General features: G+C 66.3%; 16 protein-coding genes. 6 read left to right on the top strand and 10 right to left on the bottom strand.

The annotated features are described in order from the left end of the window. Positions 1–31 precede the first annotated feature (31 nt). Entirely contained in the window at positions 32–550 is a 519-nt protein-coding gene (locus E5CHR_RS19480; protein ID WP_162581364.1) for a CBS domain-containing protein, read from the bottom strand. Between the two features lie 40 nt (positions 551–590). Further along, complete coding sequence (locus tag E5CHR_RS19475; protein WP_162581363.1) at positions 591–1,016, bottom strand: hypothetical protein; 426 nt, start codon at positions 1,014–1,016, stop codon at positions 591–593. 167 nt (positions 1,017–1,183) lie between these two features. Between E5CHR_RS19475 and E5CHR_RS19470 the strand changes: the two genes are divergently transcribed. Beyond that, positions 1,184–2,758, top strand: coding sequence for a phospholipase D family protein (locus E5CHR_RS19470; protein WP_162581362.1), 1,575 nt, complete (start codon positions 1,184–1,186; stop codon positions 2,756–2,758). Between the two features lie 57 nt (positions 2,759–2,815). Here E5CHR_RS19470 and E5CHR_RS19465 read toward each other — a convergent pair whose 3' ends face one another. The 6 genes from E5CHR_RS19465 to E5CHR_RS19440 all read right to left on the bottom strand — a co-directional run bounded on the left by E5CHR_RS19465 (position 2,816) and on the right by E5CHR_RS19440 (position 9,342). Further along, positions 2,816–5,371: a cation-translocating P-type ATPase gene (locus E5CHR_RS19465; protein ID WP_332061303.1), complete on the bottom strand. Its 2,556-nt coding sequence runs from the start codon at positions 5,369–5,371 to the stop codon at positions 2,816–2,818. Between the two features lie 46 nt (positions 5,372–5,417). After that, a complete protein-coding gene (locus E5CHR_RS19460) occupies positions 5,418–5,681 on the bottom strand; it encodes a hypothetical protein (protein ID WP_162581361.1) in 264 nt (87 codons plus the stop codon). 53 nt (positions 5,682–5,734) lie between these two features. Further along, positions 5,735–7,363, bottom strand: a complete 1,629-nt coding sequence (gene groL, locus E5CHR_RS19455) for a chaperonin GroEL (RefSeq protein ID WP_162581360.1) — start codon at positions 7,361–7,363, stop codon at positions 5,735–5,737. Between the two features lie 42 nt (positions 7,364–7,405). Beyond that, the gene (locus tag E5CHR_RS19450) at positions 7,406–8,002 is read right to left on the bottom strand and encodes a hypothetical protein (RefSeq protein ID WP_162581359.1); all 597 of its coding nucleotides are present in this window, start codon (positions 8,000–8,002) and stop codon (positions 7,406–7,408) included. Between the two features lie 41 nt (positions 8,003–8,043). Then, entirely contained in the window at positions 8,044–8,253 is a 210-nt protein-coding gene (locus E5CHR_RS19445; protein WP_332061302.1) for a hypothetical protein, read from the bottom strand. A gap of 195 nt (positions 8,254–8,448) precedes the next feature. Then, entirely contained in the window at positions 8,449–9,342 is an 894-nt protein-coding gene (locus E5CHR_RS19440; protein WP_162581357.1) for an MBL fold metallo-hydrolase, read from the bottom strand. Positions 9,343–9,431: 89 nt separating this feature from the next. Here E5CHR_RS19440 and E5CHR_RS19435 point away from each other — a divergent pair, with 89 nt between their 5' ends. From E5CHR_RS19435 to E5CHR_RS19425, 3 genes are read left to right on the top strand one after another with little or no spacing between them, the layout of a single operon-like run. Then, positions 9,432–9,755: an ArsR/SmtB family transcription factor gene (locus E5CHR_RS19435; protein WP_162581356.1), complete on the top strand. Its 324-nt coding sequence runs from the start codon at positions 9,432–9,434 to the stop codon at positions 9,753–9,755. Beyond that, positions 9,755–10,189, top strand: a complete 435-nt coding sequence (locus tag E5CHR_RS19430; RefSeq protein WP_162581355.1) for a YeeE/YedE family protein — start codon at positions 9,755–9,757, stop codon at positions 10,187–10,189. The genes E5CHR_RS19435 and E5CHR_RS19430 overlap by 1 nt, the downstream gene beginning before the upstream one ends. 10 nt (positions 10,190–10,199) lie before the next feature. Continuing rightward, entirely contained in the window at positions 10,200–10,637 is a 438-nt protein-coding gene (locus E5CHR_RS19425) for a DUF6691 family protein (protein WP_162581354.1), read from the top strand. Positions 10,638–10,686: 49 nt separating this feature from the next. Here the strand turns inward: E5CHR_RS19425 and E5CHR_RS19420 are convergent, their stop codons facing one another. Together E5CHR_RS19420 and E5CHR_RS19415 are read right to left on the bottom strand one after the other, a co-directional pair. Further along, a complete protein-coding gene (locus E5CHR_RS19420) occupies positions 10,687–11,550 on the bottom strand; it encodes a universal stress protein (RefSeq protein ID WP_232062121.1) in 864 nt (287 codons plus the stop codon). Next, on the bottom strand, positions 11,550–12,149 hold the full coding sequence (locus E5CHR_RS19415) for a flavodoxin family protein (RefSeq protein ID WP_232062120.1): 600 nt from the start codon (positions 12,147–12,149) through the stop codon (positions 11,550–11,552). The genes E5CHR_RS19420 and E5CHR_RS19415 overlap by 1 nt, the downstream gene beginning before the upstream one ends. Positions 12,150–12,246: 97 nt before the next feature. Between E5CHR_RS19415 and E5CHR_RS19410 the strand changes: the two genes are divergently transcribed. Beyond that, complete coding sequence (locus tag E5CHR_RS19410) at positions 12,247–12,666, top strand: cytochrome C (protein WP_162581353.1); 420 nt, start codon at positions 12,247–12,249, stop codon at positions 12,664–12,666. Between the two features lie 161 nt (positions 12,667–12,827). After that, entirely contained in the window at positions 12,828–15,446 is a 2,619-nt protein-coding gene (gene clpB / locus E5CHR_RS19405) for an ATP-dependent chaperone ClpB (RefSeq protein ID WP_162581352.1), read from the top strand. Positions 15,447–15,464 lie beyond the last annotated feature (18 nt).

Genomic DNA, 15,464 nt, shown 5'->3' with positions numbered 1-15,464 from the left:
TATTTTCCGCAACGCACTGTCGATCGCCCGGTCACGCGGTCCAGCCCGCGGTGCCGACGGCTGGAACGCGCAAGGGCATCGGCTTCGGCGGCTGCGGGTCGCCTCTGGATTCGGCGACCTCGCGCTCGATGCCGCTGCGAATTACCGCGGCGAGGCCGGCAAGTTCCTTCGCGCACGCGTCCATCAGGTCGTCGAGCGAAACGATGCCGGTCACGCGCTTCTCGCCATCGGTCACCAGCATCCGCCGCACACCATGGGCCTCCATCGCCGCCGTGGCGCCGACGATGTCGATTTCTTCAGGGACGCTTGCGATCTTGTCGCTCGCCAGGTCGCCGATCTTGATGCCTGCGGTCTCCAGGCCGCGGGCAAGCACGTCGATCACGAGGTCGCGGTCGGTGACGACGCCCGTCACGCAGGGACCTGCTGCAGTCTGGCTCGTGACGATCAAGGCGCCGACGTGATGTTCGCGCATCAGGCCGGCGGCCTGGGCGAGCGTGCTGTTGCTGTCCACGGCGATCATGCGCCGCGTGCAGATGGAACCGATGTTCATGCGTTTCTCCTTGGAAATGGATAGGGCGGGTCGATCTCTCTCACAGTTCGCTGGCGGCGGGCCAGTACAGGGTGGCCTGCGTGGCTGCCTTGCCCACGCGAATGGTCTTGGAGCGCGTGAGCCCCGTGTAGCTCGCGACGACGCGATACACGCCGGGACTCAACGCGACGTAAAAAAGGGGACCGCAGTCCGTGAACGGCCCCAATGGCGCGTTCTTGTTCGCGGGCTCGATGGTGACGGTCACGCCTGCGAGGTAGGCGCCTGTCTGGGCCTCGGCGAAAGTCAGGCGCAGGTTGTACAAGTCCTGCTTCGCCTGCATTTCCTGCTGGCCCTCGTAGCTGACGCCGCCGCTGGCGTGCGCGCCCGGTGCGAGAACGGGCAACGGGGCACCGAGCGCGGGTGCCGATGCGCCTTGCAAGGCAATCAGCGCGGCGGCGAGAAGGAAGGCGGGACTTCGAGTGTTCATGGGGATGTCCTCGGGTGCATACGGGCCATTCTTGAGACATGGTCGCCGCCCACGTTTGCGCTGGATCAACAACATGCCTTCGAGCAAGCCAACGATCGGACGATCGCTCCCGTGTGCCTTGACGAAGCGCAAGGCACGGCGCGCCGCGCGATGCAAGCATTCAATCCATGGAGCGCCTGTGCATCAACCTCCGCCGGATGGTCACGTTCGCCGCCGTCGCGCTCGTGGTCGGCTGCGCGCTGCCGCCGAGGAAGGTGCCGCGGCCCCCGTCGTACGTCATCGACGGTGCGGAGCAGACCTTCCTGGGCGGCGCGTTTGCGGCCCAGATTCCAGGGGCGGGCGGCGAATCGGGGTTCCACCTGCTGGTGTCGGGTGAAGATGCCTTTGCGGCACGTGCCGCGCTGGCGGATGTGGCGCAGCGTTCGCTGGATCTGCAGTACTACGTCGTCGCGCGGGACACGACGGCCACGATGCTGCTCTACCGGGCGTTGCGCGCAGCGCAGCGTGGTGTGCGGGTCCGCTTGCTCATCGATGACCTGTATGCGGCTGGCCGTGATCGCGATCTTGCGACCCTGGCGGCGCATGCCAACGTGCAGGTCAGGGTGTTCAATCCCTTTACGCACCGCGGCTCTCTCGGCCTGCTCCAGTGGCTGGACTTCCTGGGTGACGGGGCGCGCCTGAACCGTCGCATGCACAACAAGCTCTGGATCGCCGACAACGCGGTTGTCGTGATGGGTGGGCGCAATCTCGGCGACGCCTACTTCAACGTGCGCAGGTCGGGCGATTTCGCAGACCTCGACGTGCTGGCCGCCGGACCCATCGTGGCGCAGGTATCTCGCAGCTTCGATGAGTACTGGAACAGCGAATCGGCCATTCCGGTCGCAGCATTCCTGGGTGAACCGCCGCAGCCCGCAGAGGCGAAGCGGCTGTACGCCGAGATGGAGGCACACGCTGAGCGCTTTCGCGAAACGGATTATGTGCAGCGGTTGCGGGCCTTGGACTTCTGGCGTGAGGTGCGCGGCGGAAAGCTGGCGCTCGTTGCCGCGCCCGCAAGCGCGCTCTACGACACCCCGTCCAAGTCGAAGGCGGGCGACACGGAGGGCGGGCACATCGCTGCAGCGATGCGGCCGATCGTCGAGGCAGCGCGTCGGGAGGTCCTCCTGGTCTCACCCTATTTCATTCCGAGCGAGCGCGGCGTGGCGGTGCTTTGCGGGCTGGCCCGACGATCCGTGCGTGTCAGGGTGCTCACCAATTCCCTCGCATCCACCGATGTTCCGCTTGTTCATTCCGGCTACGCGCGCTACCGGCCCCGGCTATTGGCATGCGGGGTCGAACTGCACGAATTTCTCCCGAGCCTGCCAGCGTCGGGCAGTGCACGCTCCGGCTTGTCGTCCGGCGCCAGCCTGCACGCCAAGGCCATCGTGGTGGACCAGCGGTGGGTGCTGATCGGATCCATGAACCTGGACCCGCGCTCGCGGTCTGCGAACACCGAGGTCGCGGCGCTGATCGAGAGCGATGCGCTGGGCCGGCAACTCGGAGGCTTGTTTGCGGAGTCGACCTCTCTTGGCCAGGCATATCGCGTCGAGCTTGCGGAGCCCGACGCCAGCGGCACCGCGCAGGTCGTCTGGCATGGCCTGGCCGACGGCAAGCTGGTTCGCTATGACAGTGAGCCGCTGGCCAGTGGCTGGCGCCGGCTCATCGCCGGCCTGCTGGGCAGGTTTGCCCAGGAGGACATGCTGTGACGGGCCGCGATCCAGCGGTGACAAAGCGCCACGCACACTCTCGCATGACGAGCGCGATCAGCCGGAGGCTTCAGTGCCGTCCCCTTGGCCGGCCGACATCGCCAGGTTTCGCCCCAGCGCCCATTTCACGCCCTCGAACCACAGCAGCGCGAGCAGGGCCAGCCCCACGGCTGCCACCAGCATCCTCGGCGTGGGCAGTTCGAACGCAAACAGACGGCTCACGGGCTCGATGCCGAGGACGCAGGCCAGCAGCAGCAAGGTTGCGACGCTGATCCAGCCAAAGTAGCGGTTGCGCTCGGCGCCGCGGCGCCAGGACGCCAAGGTCCAGGAACGGTTGGCGTAGATCAACTCCAGGTTGCACAGCACCAGCACGGTAAACACCATGGCACGCGCCACCTCGTCGGAGTGCGCCAGGGCCCGCACGCCGGCGTAGACCCCCAGCAGCAATGCGAGCAGGCCGCCGCCCTGCCACAGCCCACGGGCCAGGACGGCGCGGTCGAACAGATGGGCATCGGCGCTGCGCGGCGGGACGGCCATGGAGTCGGCCTCCAGCGGCTCGGCCTCGAACACGACCGAGCAGGCCGGATCGATGATGAGTTGCAGGAACACGACGTGCACCGGCATCAGCAGCATGGGCCAGCCCAGCAGCACCGGTATCAAGGACAGGCCAACGATGGGCACGTGCGCGCCCACCACGAACACGATGGCCTTGCGCAGGTTGGCAAACACGCGGCGGCCGTAGCGCACCGCCGTGACGATGGAGGCAAAGTCGTCGTTCAGGAGCACCAGATCGGCCGCCTGGCGCGCGACTTCCGTGCCGCGCGCGCCCATGGCCACGCCGATGTGGGCGGCCTTGAGGGATGGGGCGTCGTTGACGCCGTCGCCGGTCATGGCAACCACGTCGCCGCGCGCGCGAAAGGCCTGTACCAGGCGCAGCTTCTGTTCGGGCTGTACGCGGCAAAAGACCTGGGTGGTGTCCAGGCGGTCCCGCGGCGCATCGTCGGGGAGGTCGGCCAGTTCCTGTCCGGTCATGGCCGGGGCGTTCGTGGCGAGGCCGGCCTGGCGCGCAATGGCCAAGGCGGTGACGGGGTGGTCGCCGGTCATCATCACCACGCGGATGCCTGCGGCATGGCAGGCAGCAATGGCCTGGGGTACATCGGGACGCAAGGGGTCTTCCAGTCCGACCAGGCCCAGGAACACAAAGTCGAAGTCGTGCTGGTTCCCGGGCAGGGGCGGCGCTGCAAACACGGCGCTGGCCACGCCAAGCACGCGCAGGCCCTCATCCGCCATGGCGGACACCTGCCGGGCAATGTCTTCTCGCTCTGCGGTGGGCAGATGGCACAGATCCACGATGGCTTCGGGTGCGCCCTTGGCGGCAATCATGTATTCGCGCAGGTCGGGCGAACGCCAGACGCGCGACATGGCCAGCATGGACGGCGACAGGGGGTAGTCTTCCACCAGCGTCCAGTCGGCATGCAGGTGCTCGGTGTGGGCCAGCAACTGTGCGCCCGCCCCGATGATGGCGGCCTCCATCGGATCGTAGGCGCGGCGGTGGCTCGCCAGCACGGCGAATTCAAGTACACCGTGCAGCGCTTCGGCCAGGGGTGCAGCGCCATCGTGCCGCCTGTCATAGAGCGCGCTGCCCGACCGAAGCCTCCGTACCGCCATTCGATTAGCCGTCAGGGTGCCGGTTTTGTCGACGCACAGCACGGTTGTGGCACCCAGCAGTTCCACGGCGGGGATGCTGTGGGCCAGTACCTTCTGGCGCGACAGGCGCCACGCCCCCAGGCTCAGAAACAGCGCAAGGATCACCGGCAACTCTTCCGGCAGGATGGCCATGGCCAAGGTCAGCCCCGCCAACAGCCCACCCAGCCAGTCGCCGCGCAAAAGCCCATGGGCCAGCGCCAGAGCCGTGGCCAGCGCCACGCCCACCAGGGCCACGCTCTTGACGACGCGGTTTGTCTCGCGCTGGGTGGGCGTGGTTTCGCTGGCGATGCCTTGCAGCGACTGGCCAATGCGGCCCAGCGCACTGCGCTCACCCGTGGCCACCACGCGGCCTTGCCCGCTGCCCTGCGTGACCAGCGTGCCGGAAAACGCCTGCACCGCCAGCTCGCCACCGGCCTGTTTCTGCACCGGCATGGATTCGCCGGTCAGCAGGGATTCGTCGAGCGCAAGGTTGGTGGTGTGGACGAGCTCCATGTCGGCAGGAACGCGGTCGCCCTCGGCGAGCAGCACGGTGTCGCCACGGACCAATTCGCGGGCGGCGATCTTGCAGGTTTGCCCATCACGCAGCACCAGCGCCAGCGGACTGGACAAGTCGCGCAGGGCCTCCAGCGAGCGCTCTGTGCGGCGCTGCTGCACAAAGGTGATGCCCATCACGACGAACACGAACCCCAGCAGCATCAGCGCCTCGTGCCGGTTGCCCAACACCATGTACAGCGCACCGCAGGCCACCAGGAGAAGAAACATGGGCTCGGCCACGACCTCGCCGACCAGCCTCAACAGGCTGCGCGGCTGCGAGACGGGGAGTGCGTTGGGACCGTCTTGCGCGAGGCGCCGCCGTGCCTCGGCCTGGGTCATGCCAGCCGCGTCGATGCCGGGTCGGTCGACCAAGCTCTCGCTGGCGCGGTGATCAAGTCCCGGGGGCACTTGCCGGCGGCTATTCGAAGGGGAAGGCCTTCTTCTCTTCCGACAGAGGTTCCGGCGCTTCCACGCCGCCGGCCTCCGCATGGCGTGGTGCGGTTTCGATCGAGGGACACTGGCCCTCGTTCGGTCGTTCGATGTCGGTTCGATCCGGATCCCACGCGCCCCGGCGCGCGCTATCGGTCGCATCGCTTACAGCTTCGTCGGAAGGCTTCGGCGATCGGATTCCGCGCTTTTGGGCGCGTGCCGAGGAACGCCTGGAGGGCGAGCGCTTCTTCATGATGTCAGGTCCCGATGTGTTGATTGCGTCATTCGTCGGCATAGGAGGATGGATCAATACAGATCGGGCTCGAGACCCGCGCGGGCGTCTGCCGGCGCCTTCTTCGGCGCATTGGCGACCATGCAGTCCGTGGTCAGCACCAGGCTCGCAATCGACGCGGCGTTCTGCAGCGCCAGGCGTGTCACCTTGGCGGGGTCGATGACGCCCATCTCCAGCATGTCGCCATACTGGCGCGTCGCGGCGTTGTAGCCGTAGCTTCGCTGGGTCGAAGCATCGACCTTGTCCAGCACGATCGACGGCTCGTCGGCCGCGTTGCCGACGATGCGCCTGAGCGGCTCCTCCAGTGCGCGCTGCACGATCTTGATGCCCGAGGCCTGGTCCAGATTGGGGGGCGTCACTTCTGCGAGGCAGCGGCGCGCGCGCAGCAGCGCGACGCCACCTCCGGGGACAATGCCTTCCTCGACCGCGGCGCGCGTAGCGTGCAGGGCATCCTCGACACGCAGCTTTCGTTCCTTCAGTTCGGTTTCGGTGGCTGCACCGACCTTGATCAATGCCACGCCGCCCGAGAGCTTGGCGATGCGCTCTTCGAGTTGCTTGCGGTCGTACTCGCTGGTTTGTGCCTCGCGCTCCTTGCGGATGGCGGCGATGCGGTCGTGGATGGCCGTCGAGTCACCGGCGCCGCCGATGATGGTCGTGCTGTCCTTGTCGATCACGACGCGGCGCGCGCGGCCCAGGTCGTCGAGCGTCGCCTTTGCGAGCGCCAGTCCGAGCTCGCTGGAGATGACCTTGCCCCCGGTGAGCACGCCCATGTCCTGCAGCATTGCCTTGCGGCGGTCACCGAAGCCGGGTGCCTTCACGGCACAGGTCTTCACCACGCCGCGGATGCTGTTGACGACCAGCGTGGCCAGTGCATCGGCGTCGACGTCTTCGGCGATCACCAGCAGCGGCGACCCCGATTTCGCCGTCGCTTCGAGCAGCGGGACCAGGTCGTTGAAGCTCGAGAGCCGCTGGTCGCACAGCACGATCAACACGTTCTCCAGTACCACTGCCTGCTTCTCTGCATTGTTGACGAAGTAGGGCGACAGATAACCGCGATCGAACTGGAGCCCTTCGACGATCTCCAACTCGCTGACCAGGCCGGAGCCGTCCTCGATGGAGACGGCGCCCTCGCGGCCCACCTTGTCCATCGCATGGGCGATCAGGTCGCCGATCGAGCGGTCGTTGTTGGCCGAGATGGCGGCCACATGCGCGATCTCCTGCGAGGTGGTGCTGGGTTGCGAGAGCGCCTTCAGTTCGCCCACGACCATCTCGACGGCGAGGTCGATGCCACGCTTGAGGTCCATCGGGTTCATGCCGGCGGCGAGGTACTTCAGGCCCTCCTGGATCATGGCGTGCGCCAGCACGGTGGCGGTCGTGGTGCCGTCGCCCGCCATTTCGCTGGTACGGGCCGCGACCTCGCGCAGCAGTTGCGCCCCCATGTTCTCGAACCGGTCCTCCAGTTCGATCGACCTGGCGACCACGACGCCGGAGTTGACGATCTGGGGTGCGCCGTACTCGCTGTCGATGATCACGGTACGTCCCCGCGGTCCGAGAGTGACCTTGACCGCGTCGGCGAGCGTATCGACGCCGCGGCGGATCTTCTCGCGCGCGTCTTCCCGAAAAAGCAACTTCTTGGCTGTCATGGTGATCAATCTCCTCCATGCCGCGACGAAAGCGTCGCCCTCTCACTTCCTCTCGGGCGAAGGCGACGCAGGGCGGTCGGCCTCCTTGGGCGGCGACGCAGCCTTTCTCGCGGCGCTTGCCGCAGACCGTGTCACTTCCTCTGCCTTCCTGAGCGCGTCACGGGTCGCCGCGGCCGCCTTCTCGGCTTCTTCCTTGCTCGAAGAAAGGGCCCGTTTGGACGCCTCCTCCGCCTTGGCGAGTGCCTCACGGGCGGCGGCCGCGGACCTGCGGCTCGCCTGCGCAGCGGCGTGAGCGGCTTCTCGGCTCGCGTCGGCCGCCTTGCTGGCCGATGCATAAGCCTTTTCCTCGAAGCGCCTCGCGGACTCCGCAGCCTTGCGCGCCGCTCGCCGGATGCCCTCGGCGAGCGCTCTCGAGACCTTGCCCGCAGCAGCTTCGCTCCTTTGCAACGCTGCCTTGGCATCGTCGGCTGCCTGGCGCGCAGCAGCTGCTGCCTCACGCGCAGCTGTGCTTGCGGCCTCCCTGGACTTCTGGATGGAGCCGGGCGGACGACTCAGCTGCCCGGGTTGGGTGTAGTCCGCGGCAAATGTCGCCGGGCTGAACGCCATCGCGAGCAGGAGCAGCACGGTGGTGGGTTTCATGTGCGTTCCTTGAACAAAGGGCGAAACCTCAAGAGGCGGGTTCAATGCGAGCAGCTCGGGTACACGCTGGGCCACGTCACCTCCCGCCCCATCATCGCGCGGGCAAACAGGTAGTTGTTGAGGGTTCGCTCGTTCAAGGCGTCCATGTTCACGTGACCTTCTGCGGTGCAGGGAAACACGAATCCGCGGCGCCCGGCGAACAGGGCATCGAAGCGGAGTTCCCACCCGGTGGAAGCAGGCAATGCGTTCATGACCATCTCCTCGTATGCGCCTGCGCCTCGTGGAATCGGGGCGCTGCCAGGACGCCATATCAATCTAGGCGCTGCGCTTTACAGCACAGTCAACGCACGGCACCAGACAGGAACAGTCTGTCAACGCTTTGTGTCATCCGGAGAACGGAGCCCACTGCCGGTTCGCAACCGAGCGGCGGGACCCGCTCGATCGGCCTACGTTGCGTCAACCCGAGAATGCACGGGGAGGGCATTCACAGGGATGCGGAGGTAGGCGATGCCGTTGTCGTCAGGGGGCGGAAGCTGCCCGCCGCGCACGTTCACCTGGATCGCCGGGAGGATGAGCGTCGGAACCTCGAGGGTGGCGTCACGCGCAGTGCGCATTGCGACGAAGGCATCCTCGCCGATGCCGTCGTGCACATGGATGTTGTGAGCGCGCTGCTCGGCGACGGTTGTCTGCCACCGGGGTTGGCGAGACGCGGGCGGATAGTCGTGACAGACATACATCGTGGTCGCGGGCGGCAGGGCCAGCAGCCTGCGCATCGAGGCGTAGAGCTGGCGTGCGTCGCCGCCGGGAAAATCCGCACGTGCGCTGCCGACGTCGGGCATGAAGAGCGTATCGCCCACGAAGACGGAGCCGTCCACCAGATAGGCCATGTCCGCGGGAGTGTGGCCGGGCACCAGCATCGCAGTTGCGTCGCTCTCACCGATCTTGAAGACTTCGCCGTCCCTGAAGAGGTGGTCGAACTGGCTCCCGTCCGGCAGGAAACCACGGTCCAGGTTGTAGAGCTTCTTGAAGGTCGCCTGCACGACACGGATGTTCTCGCCGATGGCGATGACTCCACCCACTTGCGCCTGAACATGCCGCGCACCTGACAGATGGTCGGCGTGGGCATGCGTTTCGAGAATCCACTCGACCTGCAGGCCCTTGTCCCGGACATAGGTCAGCAGCCGCTCGGCGGAGGCCGTGCTCGTATGTCCGGACTTGAAGTCGTAGTCCAGCACCGGATCGATGATTGCGGCTCGCTTCGTCGCATGGTCCCAGACGACATAGGAAATGGTCCACGTATTGGGATCGAAGAAGCCTTGGGTCGTCGTGCGTGCCGTCATGGAGTTCTCCGTGGATGCGATGCTCATTGGATTGACAAATATTATATGTTTTGACATACTATGTCAATAGTAACTGTTCAGGCATCCCCATGAAGCGTCCTTCGCCCGTCATCGACCCCGAAGCCCTGCGCAGTGCGGCCGGCAAGGCGGTCGGCGCGCTCAAGGTGCTCGCCAATGCAGACCGTTTGCTCCTCTTGTGCCAACTCTCGCAAGGCGAGATGTGTGTGAGCGACCTCGAGCGGACGCTCGACATTCACCAACCGACCCTGTCGCAGCAGCTCGGTGTTCTCCGCAACGAAGGGGTTGTCGATACGCGACGGGATGGCAAGAACATCTTCTACAGCGTGGCCGACCCATCGATGCTCGAGATCCTCGAGCTTCTCTACCGTCTCTACTGCCCGAAGGAACCATGATGTCTATCGACTGGAGCCACTTCACGCCCCTCACCGCACTGGCCGGCGGCGTGCTCATCGGCGTCGCCGCAGCGATGTTCGTGCTGCTCAACGGCCGCGTCGCAGGCATCAGCGGGGTGCTCGGCGGTCTGCTCAGGCCGCTCAAAGGCGACAGCGCCTGGCGCATTGCCTTCGTCCTGGGACTTGTCGGCGCGCCGCTGCTGTACCTGCTGTTCGCGGTGCCGCCCAGGCCACAGATCGACGCCGGCTATGGCACGCTGTTGCTGGCTGGGCTGCTCGTCGGCATAGGCACGCGTTATGGCTCCGGCTGCACCAGCGGCCACGGCGTCTGCGGCCTTTCCCGTTTCTCCCTGCGCTCGCTCGCCGCCACGGCCGCCTTCATGGGCGCAGGCTTCGTCACGGTGTTCGTGACGCGTCATCTTCTGGGTATCTGAGGAGTCCTCCATGATTGTCCTTGCTTCGCTGCTCGCCGGGCTGGTGTTCGGCCTCGGCCTCATCGTGTCCGGCATGGCCAACCCGGCCAAGGTGCTCGGCTTCCTGGATCTCGCCGGCCCCTGGGACCCTTCGCTGGCGTTCGTCATGGCGGGCGCCGTCGCTGTGGGCGCGGTCGCCTTCGCCATGGCCAGGCGTCGCGCCCGGTCGTTGCTCGGCGCGGAGATGCGACTGCCCTCAGCGCGCCACATCGACCGCCGCTTGGTGCTCGGCAGCGTGCTTTTCGGCATGGGTTGGGGCATCGCCGGCTTCTGCCCCGGCCCAGCCCTCGTTGCGCTCGGAATGGGTGAAGGCAAGGCCCTCGTCTTCGTGATCGCGATGCTGATGGGCATGGGCGTCTTCGAGCTTTTCGAGCGTCGCAAGCGCGCGTTCGTGGCGGGTGCTGCCTGAGGTCGCCGGCCACGAACATGTCGGCCCGGCTCGAGGCAGGCCCAAGGCTTCAGTGCGCCATGAGCACCGGTACGCGCATCGAATCGAGGACGACTCGCGATGCACCCCCCAGTACAAGCTCGCGCGCCCGCGTGTGCCCATAACACCCCATCACGATCAGGTCGGCTTCGGTCTCGGCGGCAAGCGACAGCATCGCCAGGCCGGCGCCACTGTCGTCGAGCCGCCGGTGCTCGTGGACGCGATCGATGCCATGCAGATGGAGGTACGGGATCAGTTCCACGGGCGCCGGGAATGCCTCATCGACGTTGTCGTTCGCGCAGACCAGGTGAACCTTGCCCGCGGCGCGAAGAAAGGGCAGGGAAGCGGTCAATGCACGAGCGCATTCGGGTGTCGACTTCCACGCGACCAGCACTGTCTTTGGTGCCGGCGTCGCGGAACCTGCGAAGGGGACAACGAGCGCGGGGCGGCCGCCATCGATGATCACCGCCTCGGTCATGTCGCCGGGCACGTCGAAGCCGGCCGCATCCCTGGAGTCGCGCTGGCCGAGCACCACGAGGTCCGCCGACAGTGCGCGGCGGGCGAAGCTCGGAATGACCGGTTCTCCGTTCAGTTCCAGCCACTCGACTTCGACATCACCCCATGAACGCGCTCGCACGGCAAGCTCGTGCGCACGGGCGCGATGACCTGGATCGATCCGACCGGCCATGCGGCTCGTCAGCGTGCCCCCTTTGAGCGGGAGCAGGGGCAGATACTGGGGAGCTACCGCGAACAGGGCGGTGAGAACCGCGTCATGCAGTTGTGCCAGATGGTGGGCGAATCGAAGCCTTGCCTCGGCATGCGCACTGCCGTCGAGATGCACCAGGATCGAACGGAGCGATCTCACGTCGTTTGCACATTTCATGATGACATGCATCAAGCCACCTTCGGCAAGTGCACGGCTCTTTGCGCGGCCACATGAGCCGCCTCGGCGCCGTTGAGCGCCGCGCCGAAGAACTGGAGCCGGCCGGCAGATCTCCCGTCGTCGATCTCTCGCGCTGTGAACGTCGTACTGATGAGGGGGGCTTGGCCGACGAGATCGGCGATTTCGGCGGCCGCCCCGAACTCGCCGGTCCCTCCGGCGACCGAGATCACGGCGACGTCAGGTAGATGGTCCCGCCGTCTGGTGACGAAGCTGCGCATCGGTCCGGCCAGTCGGCCGAGCCAGATCGGCGACACCAGGACGACCGCGTCGAAGTTTCTTGGGAACGGTCCGTCGTAGCGGATGGCAGGACGCCGTTGCAGGAGTGAATCCAGCACGCATCGCCAGATGCCCAGGATGCCGCGGCGCGGCCGCTCCTCGACGATCTCGGCCAACTGCCAGTCGAACTGGCTGCAAAGCTGCTCCGAGAGTCGGCGGCAGGTGCCGGTGTGCGAATAGACGACCACAAGGACCTTGCTCATTGAGTTCCTCCATCGGTGCGACGTGAAAAGATCGTAGAGCGGCACGGGCAGTCGGACCTTGCGCTCGATCAATCGCCTGGCTTCTTGGTCAGGGAAGCTTGATGCAGGTCAACCATCACGGCAGATGCGGTGCCTAGCATCGTCCTCACATGCTGCAGGAGAAACTCACATGGCACGCGAACTGATTCGGGCTGGCGTCACGACAGCCATGTTGCTGGGCGCCTGCCTGTCCCTCCCGGTCCTGGCACAGTCTCGCGGAGAGCTGCTGTATTCCACCCACTGCATCGCATGCCATACGGCGCAGGTTCATTGGCGGGAGAGAAAGCTCGTCACCGACTGGACCAGCCTGAGAGCTCAAGTCTGGCGCTGGCAGACCGACGCGGCGCTCGGCTGGAACGACGATGACGTGGCAGAAGTCGCGAGGTATCTCAACGACGAGTTCTACCGGTTTCCGCAAGCAGCTGGGTCGGCGGGCCTGGGCGGGTTTGCTTCGCGCTGGGAAGGCAAAGGTCAAAGCCGGACCCCGTCGGACGAAAGCCTTCGGCCGTCCGCTACAAAGGACCGCGAGACCAACAGATCCCGGCGCTGACGCGCGCAGTCGATCCTCGAGGCTCCCCGGAAGCAGATCGGCAAAAGGTTGCGCGCTCGAACGATGAATTGATCTTGATCAGATGGCTCGCGCATTCATCGGCGCAGACTCCCAGCCGTCGCCGGGGCACCTTCTACACACCCGGGAAACCGGAGTCATTCATGCGCCAAGACAAACTCACCACCAAATTCCAGGAAGCCCTCGGCGATGCGCAGTCGCTCGCGCTGGGCAACGACAACGCCTACATCGAGCCGGTCCACCTGCTGGTGGCCATGCTGCGCCAGAGCGACGGTCCGCGCGCGCTGCTCGAGCGTGCCGGCGCCAACGTGCCGGGCCTGCTGACTGCGGCCGAGGCGGCGATCAAGCGGCTGCCGCAGGTGCAGGGCCACGACCAGGTGCAGGTCGGTCCCGAGTTGGGCAAGCTGCTGCAGGCGACCGAAAAGGAAGCCATCAAGCGCAACGACCAGTTCATCGCCGGCGAGCTCTTCCTGCTTGCCGTGGCCGACAGCAAGGCCGAGATCGGCAACCTGGCGCGCAGCCACGGGGTGTCGCGCAAGTCCGTCGAGGCCGCGATCGACGCGGTGCGCGGCGGCCAGGGCGTGAACAGCCCCGAAGCCGAAGGCCAGCGCGAATCACTCAAGAAATACACCCTCGACCTCACCGAGCGTGCCCGCCTGGGCAAGCTCGACCCGGTGATCGGGCGCGACGAGGAAATCCGCCGCGCCATCCAGGTGCTGCAGCGCCGCACCAAGAACAATCCCGTGCTCATCGGCGAGCCCGGCGTGGGCAAGACCGCCATCGTCGAAGGCCTGGCGCAGCGCATCGTCGCGGGCGAGGTGCCCGAGTCGCTCAAGGGCAAGCGCGTGCTGTCGCTCGACATGGCGGCGCTGCTGGCCGGCGCCAAGTACCGCGGCGAGTTCGAGGAGCGCTTGAAGAGCGTGCTCAACGAACTGGCCAAGGACGAAGGCCAGACCATCGTCTTCATCGACGAGCTGCACACCATGGTCGGCGCCGGCAAGGCCGAGGGCGCAATGGACGCCGGCAACATGCTCAAGCCCGCGCTCGCGCGCGGCGAGCTGCACTGCGTGGGCGCCACCACGCTGGACGAATACCGCAAATACATCGAGAAGGACGCAGCCCTGGAGCGGCGCTTCCAGAAGATCCTGGTCGGCGAGCCCAGTGTCGAGGCCACCATCGCCATCCTGCGCGGCTTGCAGGAAAAGTACGAAGTGCACCATGGCGTCGACATCACCGACCCGGCCATCGTCGCCGCGGCCGAGCTCTCCGACCGCTACGTCACCGATCGGTTCCTGCCTGACAAAGCCATCGACCTGATCGACGAGGCCGCAGCGCGCATCAAGATCGAGATGGACTCCAAGCCCGAGGTGATGGACCGCCTCGACCGCCGCCTGATCCAGCTCAAGATCGAGCGCGAAGCCGTGCGCCGCGAGAAGGACGAGGCCTCGCAAAAGCGCCTGTCCCTGATCGAGGAAGACATCGGGCGCGTGCAGAAGGAGCTTGCCGACCTCGACGAGATCTGGCAGGCCGAGAAGGCCCAGGCCCAGGGCAGCGCGCAGATCCGCGAGGAGATCGACAAGATCAAGTTCCAGATTGCCGAGTTCACCAGCAAGGGCGACTTCAACAAGGTGGCCGAGCTGCAATACGGCAAGCTGCCGGGCCTGGAGAAGCGGCTGAAGGAAGCGCAGGACACCGAGGCGAGCAAGGGCAAGTCCAGCGCGCCCACGCTGCTGCGCACGCAGGTCGGCGCCGAAGAGATCGCCGAGGTGGTGGCGCGGGCTACCGGCATCCCGGTCTCCAAGCTCATGCAGGGCGAGCGCGACAAGCTGCTGCAGATGGAAGACCGGTTGCACGAGCGCGTGGTCGGCCAGGACGAGGCCATCAGCGCGGTCGCCAACGCGATCCGCCGCTCGCGCTCGGGCCTGGCAGACCCGAACCGTCCCACCGGCTCCTTCCTCTTCCTCGGCCCCACGGGCGTGGGCAAGACCGAGCTGTGCAAGGCGCTGGCGGGCTTCCTGTTCGACAGCGAGGACCACCTGATCCGCGTCGACATGAGCGAGTTCATGGAGAAGCATTCCGTCGCGCGCCTGATCGGGGCGCCGCCCGGCTACGTGGGCTACGAGGAGGGCGGCCACCTGACCGAGGCGGTGCGCCGCAAGCCGTACAGCGTGCTGCTGCTCGACGAGGTCGAGAAGGCGCATCCGGACGTGTTCAACGTGCTGCTGCAGGTGCTCGACGATGGCCGCCTGACCGACGGCCAGGGCCGTACGGTGAACTTCAAGAACACCGTGATCGTGATGACCAGCAACATCGGCTCGCCCATCATCCAGTCGATGGTGGGCCGGCCGGCCGAGGAGATCAAGGACGCGGTGTGGGGCGAGCTGAAGAACTACTTCCGCCCCGAGTTCCTGAACCGCATCGACGAGACGGTGGTCTTCCATGCGCTCGATGCCAGGAACATCGAGGCGATTGCAGCGATCCAGCTCAAGGTGCTGCAGGAGCGCGTCGCGAAGATGGACCTCGCGCTCGAGGTCTCGCCGGCGGCGCTGGCGGAGATCGCCAAGGTGGGCTTCGATCCGGTGTTCGGCGCGCGGCCGCTGAAGCGGGCGATCCAGAATCGCATCGAGAACCCGCTGTCGAAACTGCTGCTCGACGGCAGCTTCGGGCCGAAGGACACGATCGTGGTCACCACCGACCCGATCCGTGCTCCCGGAAAGTTCATCTTCTCAACCGATCAGGAACTGGCACTTCGCGCTGCCTGAGCGCAACTGCGCACGAAC

It is taken from the genome of Variovorax sp. PBS-H4, from assembly GCF_901827205.1.
Classification (GTDB): Bacteria; Pseudomonadota; Gammaproteobacteria; order Burkholderiales; family Burkholderiaceae_C; genus Variovorax.
The sequence above is the reverse complement of the archived record's forward strand: the minus strand, read 5'-3'. Positions and strand labels throughout refer to the sequence as shown.

Bases quoted from the DNA above. Each gene is read 5' to 3' on its own strand.
- E5CHR_RS19480 (WP_162581364.1), bottom strand. From the start codon at position 550: ATGAACATCGGTTCCATCTGCACGCGGCGCATGATCGCCGTGGACAGC.
- E5CHR_RS19475 (WP_162581363.1), bottom strand. From the start codon at position 1,016: ATGAACACTCGAAGTCCCGCCTTCCTTCTCGCCGCCGCGCTGATTGCC.
- E5CHR_RS19470 (WP_162581362.1), top strand. From the start codon at position 1,184: ATGGAGCGCCTGTGCATCAACCTCCGCCGGATGGTCACGTTCGCCGCC.
- E5CHR_RS19460 (WP_162581361.1), bottom strand. From the start codon at position 5,681: ATGAAGAAGCGCTCGCCCTCCAGGCGTTCCTCGGCACGCGCCCAAAAG.
- groL (WP_162581360.1), bottom strand. From the start codon at position 7,363: ATGACAGCCAAGAAGTTGCTTTTTCGGGAAGACGCGCGCGAGAAGATC.
- E5CHR_RS19450 (WP_162581359.1), bottom strand. From the start codon at position 8,002: ATGAAACCCACCACCGTGCTGCTCCTGCTCGCGATGGCGTTCAGCCCG.
- E5CHR_RS19445 (WP_332061302.1), bottom strand. From the start codon at position 8,253: ATGAACGCATTGCCTGCTTCCACCGGGTGGGAACTCCGCTTCGATGCC.
- E5CHR_RS19440 (WP_162581357.1), bottom strand. From the start codon at position 9,342: ATGACGGCACGCACGACGACCCAAGGCTTCTTCGATCCCAATACGTGG.
- E5CHR_RS19435 (WP_162581356.1), top strand. From the start codon at position 9,432: ATGAAGCGTCCTTCGCCCGTCATCGACCCCGAAGCCCTGCGCAGTGCG.
- E5CHR_RS19430 (WP_162581355.1), top strand. From the start codon at position 9,755: ATGTCTATCGACTGGAGCCACTTCACGCCCCTCACCGCACTGGCCGGC.
- E5CHR_RS19425 (WP_162581354.1), top strand. From the start codon at position 10,200: ATGATTGTCCTTGCTTCGCTGCTCGCCGGGCTGGTGTTCGGCCTCGGC.
- E5CHR_RS19420 (WP_232062121.1), bottom strand. From the start codon at position 11,550: ATGCATGTCATCATGAAATGTGCAAACGACGTGAGATCGCTCCGTTCG.
- E5CHR_RS19410 (WP_162581353.1), top strand. From the start codon at position 12,247: ATGGCACGCGAACTGATTCGGGCTGGCGTCACGACAGCCATGTTGCTG.
- clpB (WP_162581352.1), top strand. From the start codon at position 12,828: ATGCGCCAAGACAAACTCACCACCAAATTCCAGGAAGCCCTCGGCGAT.